At 32.2% G+C, this 4524-nt stretch carries 7 protein-coding genes; 2 read left to right on the forward strand and 5 right to left on the reverse strand.

Annotation, left to right across the window (positions count from 1 at the left end; translation table 11 throughout):
- Positions 1 to 241: 241 nt before the first annotated feature.
- The 5 genes from AX762_RS10905 to relB form a co-directional block, all read right to left on the reverse strand.
- A complete protein-coding gene (locus tag AX762_RS10905) occupies positions 242 to 841 on the reverse strand; it encodes a hypothetical protein (RefSeq protein ID WP_071849165.1) in 600 nt (199 codons plus the stop codon).
- Between the two features lie 209 nt (positions 842 to 1050).
- Positions 1051 to 1692: a helix-turn-helix domain-containing protein gene (locus AX762_RS10910; protein WP_071849166.1), complete on the reverse strand. Its 642-nt coding sequence runs from the start codon at positions 1690 to 1692 to the stop codon at positions 1051 to 1053.
- A gap of 385 nt (positions 1693 to 2077) precedes the next feature.
- Positions 2078 to 2422, reverse strand: a complete 345-nt coding sequence (locus tag AX762_RS10915) for a DUF3139 domain-containing protein (protein WP_071849167.1) — start codon at positions 2420 to 2422, stop codon at positions 2078 to 2080.
- A 361-nt stretch (positions 2423 to 2783) separates the two neighbouring features.
- Entirely contained in the window at positions 2784 to 3056 is a 273-nt protein-coding gene (locus AX762_RS10920; RefSeq protein ID WP_071849168.1) for a type II toxin-antitoxin system RelE/ParE family toxin, read from the reverse strand.
- Complete coding sequence (relB, locus tag AX762_RS10925) at positions 3057 to 3278, reverse strand: type II toxin-antitoxin system RelB family antitoxin (RefSeq protein WP_071849169.1); 222 nt, start codon at positions 3276 to 3278, stop codon at positions 3057 to 3059.
- A gap of 208 nt (positions 3279 to 3486) precedes the next feature.
- Here relB and AX762_RS10930 point away from each other — a divergent pair, with 208 nt between their 5' ends.
- Both AX762_RS10930 and AX762_RS10935 read left to right on the forward strand, forming a co-directional pair.
- Positions 3487 to 3741: a type II toxin-antitoxin system Phd/YefM family antitoxin gene (locus tag AX762_RS10930; protein ID WP_071849170.1), complete on the forward strand. Its 255-nt coding sequence runs from the start codon at positions 3487 to 3489 to the stop codon at positions 3739 to 3741.
- Positions 3726 to 3992 carry a Txe/YoeB family addiction module toxin gene (locus tag AX762_RS10935; RefSeq protein ID WP_071849171.1) on the forward strand — a complete coding sequence of 89 codons (267 nt, stop codon included), beginning with the start codon at positions 3726 to 3728 and terminating at the stop codon, positions 3990 to 3992. Before AX762_RS10930 ends, AX762_RS10935 begins: the two co-directional genes overlap by 16 nt.
- Positions 3993 to 4524 lie beyond the last annotated feature (532 nt).

A 4524-nucleotide genomic window follows, 5' to 3' on the forward strand; every position in this document is an offset into this window, starting at 1 on the left:
TATGTCATTTCATGTATTAAACTACTCATGTTATTTCTTGTACAACAAAAGTAGGGATCAGTAATAAACTGTCTCAAGCAAAATTGCTTATATATTTTTAAAATCAACGGGCTAACTTAAACTTGAAATTTATGATTATTATTAATTAAACTAAAGGCGTATTACTATAAAACTCAGCAATACGCCTTTAGTGATTTGTGTAATTAGGTTTTTGAAGTTAATACTAAAGACTTACAATGACTTACAGATCATCCAAATCACGTACAAATCCACTTACAGAACCTGCACTATGGTCTCCATAAAATTTCAGGTAAAAAGATTTCCCTACAGTAACCTGCGTATATTTAGTATATCCTTTCGGAACATTTAGTTTCCTGTGTAAAGAAACTCTATCTCTAGCTTCAGCAATTACCGTTGCAGATCCTGTATTTTTAATTTTTATATAGTAACGTGATGCACCCGTAAAAGCTTTATTCGTATATAATGCAGCTATAGAAGAGAAACTTCCAGCATAATTATATTGACCTTGTGTGGAGACATTCCAATACTCAAATAAAGGAGCACTAGCACCAAAAGTTGTAAAACCTCCTGAATAAGTACTTTCAAGTGGAACTTTTTGTTGTAATTTAAAAACTTCTTCATTTTCGGGAGTTATACCTTCTGGAAGATTAAGTTTTTCCCATTCATCGGTAAGTTCATTAGGTACTAAAGTTGTTTCAATAACTGCATTATCTGAATTTGTAACTTTTGTAGTTATAGTACTTGTATCAAATTCTTCTGCAGACACTGAATTTTTACTATTAACAAACAATATCCCAAAGGATAAAATACTTAAAAACATTAATATACTCTTTTTTATTTTGTTCTCCTTTTAATAAATTTTTATGTATATAACTTTAGAAAGTTACATTCATTATGGCTAACTTTACAAAATATGTAAAGCTCCAAATTCTTTCACGACTTTTAAAACTTTAGTACATGCAAAAAAATAAAACATACTAATTTTAGTATGTTTTATTTTTTTGTTCTGATTCTATTAGTTGTTTTTTATTAATCTAGCTCATAAATATTTTTCCTACTATTATTATTGAATCCCATTATCTCTATATTAACTATCCGGCTATTTGATAAATCATCAAGATTTATAGGTACGGTAACCTGTTCTTCTGTTTTATCGCTAGAAATATCGAATTTTTGATAGAATTGTATTAGTATAGTGTCTTTATCTTCATTTAATTCTATATAGTGTCCACTATATTCATACCAATTATCTATAGTAACCGTAGCTGTTACTTCACTTTGTGCGCTTAATTCTTCTCCGTTCAATTCAAGACTAACTTCCTTAACTTGACTTGGAGATACAACTTGATTGGCTCTCCATGTTTGATATCCTAAGAAAAGAACTATCGGAATCAATATCAAACATAATATTATAATCCAATTTCTTCTCTTTTTACTTTTCTTAACTTCCTTAGTTATTTGCTGAACCATTGAATCATCCTCTCTAAGAATAACGTCAAGAGAAATATCATATAAGTCACTCAAAGACACTAGCATATCCAAGTCGGGGTACGTCCTATTTACTTCCCAACTGGAAATAGTAGATCTAGATACATGTAACACTTGAGATACTTCTTCTTGTGTCATTCCAATTTCTATTCTTCCTTTTTTAAATTTTTCTCCGATCTTCATGAATCACTCAGTTCCTTTCTTATGTAATAACTTTACTTGTTTTTTTGTTTTTTTCAAGGTACGAGTTGTATCATGCTTAAACAGTGGGTATGTTACAATTTGTAGCATACTTTTAAGTATATAGATAGAACAACACGCTATCATTATATGGTAGTAAAAGGCATAAAAAATTCAACTTTAAGGGGTCGGAACAATAAGGGAGCTTTTTCCGTTTAGATAGTGTAATATTCAAAAAAATAATTGTATAAATTATAAAAAATTAACCCTAATTGATAAAAGTTATGGATATACGATTTTATGTAATTTCATATGTTGAAAAATGAATAGTATCTATTCCGTCGCAAAGTGTTCATTTTATAAATAGGCCCTATGGAGATTATTTGATTTATTCGGGATACTGAAACTGATAGGGTTGAGTTGGATCATCTATATCTATATTTTCTTCATTCCTTGCAATAGAAAAAACTATTCCACTTTCATCTCCAAGATATCGATTTACAAAATAATAGTAATCAATTCCATCTACATCTTTGTAAGTAACCTGTTTATAGAATGTGCCTCTTGTAGAATCGAAGCTCGTTCTTTCACTTTCAATCGATTGAGTCCATCCCTCTTCAGCAATGGCTTCATTGATAGCCGTTATATCTCGATACAAGTGTACACTATATAAACCAAAACTAACTATTAACACTAACAAAAGTCCTAAAAATATTTTTTTGTATTTACTCATAGTATAAATCCTTCTTTCTTTTAATGTGATCGTATTAATTTCATGTATCAAAGTAAGCGTCCTTGTTATTCGTAGGTAACACGTTTCACCTCGTACTCGTTATTAACGATAACAAGTACGAGGTGACTATCATGCCCGCAGAAAACGTCTACGTGAAAATCAATAGCCCTCTTTTGGTCCTTATTGAAGAAATAAAAGAGTGTCTAGAAACACACTTTTAATCCGAGCCACCCAACAAGCTATTATTGAAAAGGCACTTGTTGCCTTACGCATTCAATATAAGTAAATAGATAAAAAAATTCTACTACTTTTTAAGTGGTAGAATTTTTTTGATGCGCATGCTGCACTCAATTTTAGTGGTTCATTTGTAAATGTCTTTCCTATGGCCAATCTCTAACATTAAAATGGTGACTGTCTCGTCATTGATATCAGCGATTAATCGGTAATCTCCAATTCTATAACGCCATTCTCCCGACCGATTGGCGGTCAAGCCTTTACCCTGTTTTCTAGGATCTGTACAATTCACTAGATTTTTTTGGATCCAGCCCATAATTAAAAGAGACTGGTATTTATCCATTTTTTTTAAAGTCTTTTGAGCTCCTTTTTCAAACGCTACCTGATAACCTGAATTCATTTAATCCGCTAACTCCTTCAGCATCTCTTCAAAAGAAATACTTTGCGAATTTTCTTTGTGTTCAGACATCGCTTGTTTATATAAGCTCAAGTCAATTTCATCTTCGATTTTTTCTAAAACAGTATTTCTAAATAACGCTGAAACCGTAATGTTATTAGCTTTAGCATATTCTTTGATTAATTGATCTTCTTGAGCATCAATTCTTAAGGATACTACAGTCATTAGAATCAACCCCTTCTCTTTTGTATGTACATTGTAATACAAAAGAGACGAAGTTTCAATTTATTTACGCTATAGCTATAACAGAGTAGAACAGTCAAAATATCAAGGCTCTAAACACACGATTCTATGGCGGTTTAGGTACTCACAACCTTTCGACGTACGTGAAAAAGTACGTTATAATAAGAGCAACAAAAAGGAGGCCTCGCTCATGTCGATCGTAAACCCTAGCCAGGCTAGAAAAGTTTTTTACCAATTATTGAAAGACGTCAATACAACCAATGAACCCGTTTATATCTCAGGTAAAAACGACGAAAGTGACGCGGTTATGGTCAGTAAAAAAGACTGGGACGCTATTCAAGAGACCTTGTACCTTCACTCTCATGGCGTAGCTGATGTGATTCACCAGCGTGAACAAGAAAATGAGTTTGTCGCATTGGAGGATATCGATTGGGATACACTATAAAATTAGCAAAATCAACCATGAAAGACCTTAAAAATTTAAAATCAGCTCATTTAGATCAAAAATTTAAAGATATTATGGCCATCTTAAAAGAGAATCCGTTTCAAAATCCCTCTCCTTATGAGAAGCTAGTCGGAAATTTAAAAGAGACGTATTCCCGTCGTTTAACTATCCAGCATCGGGTCGTTTACTCCGTTGATACGGACGCAAAAGAAGTTATTATTTGGTCTGCTTGGACACATTATGAACGATAGAAACGTACTTCAAAAAATAAATTTCTCTCTTTTTTGACTAAACTGATGAGACAAAAAAGCTCAGCAACAGCCGTTTATCGACACCTACTTTCAGCTCATTTCATGTATTAATTTGGAATAATCGACAAAAATAAGAGGACCATTCTATAACTTTTTAGATAAATAATGACCTAAATAAAAATAAAAAAGCAGCGATTAAATGATTTTTGATTGCTGCTTTTTTTATTTTTCCGAAAAAAAAGAGCTGAAAAAAGGCCGAAAAACGTACACATTATGTGTACATAATGTACACATAATGTACACATAAGTACACATTTGTACACAAATGTGTACATTGGAACGCTGTACCCCTTGATACATATAGGATTTTTGATATTTAAAAAAGCAGCGTTTTTTGTCAATCTGGCGCCACTTTTTTTTATTAAGATTCGTCAGGCACAGCCTGACACGTCAACGTTTTGGAGCAGTGCGAAAAAACGAGTGGCGCCAGAATCTCTTTATGCTCTTCCTAGAAACACCTAACTTTCAGTTT

This window comes from Alkalibacterium sp. 20, from assembly GCF_001885615.1.
Lineage (GTDB): Bacteria > Bacillota > Bacilli > Lactobacillales > Carnobacteriaceae_A > Alkalibacterium.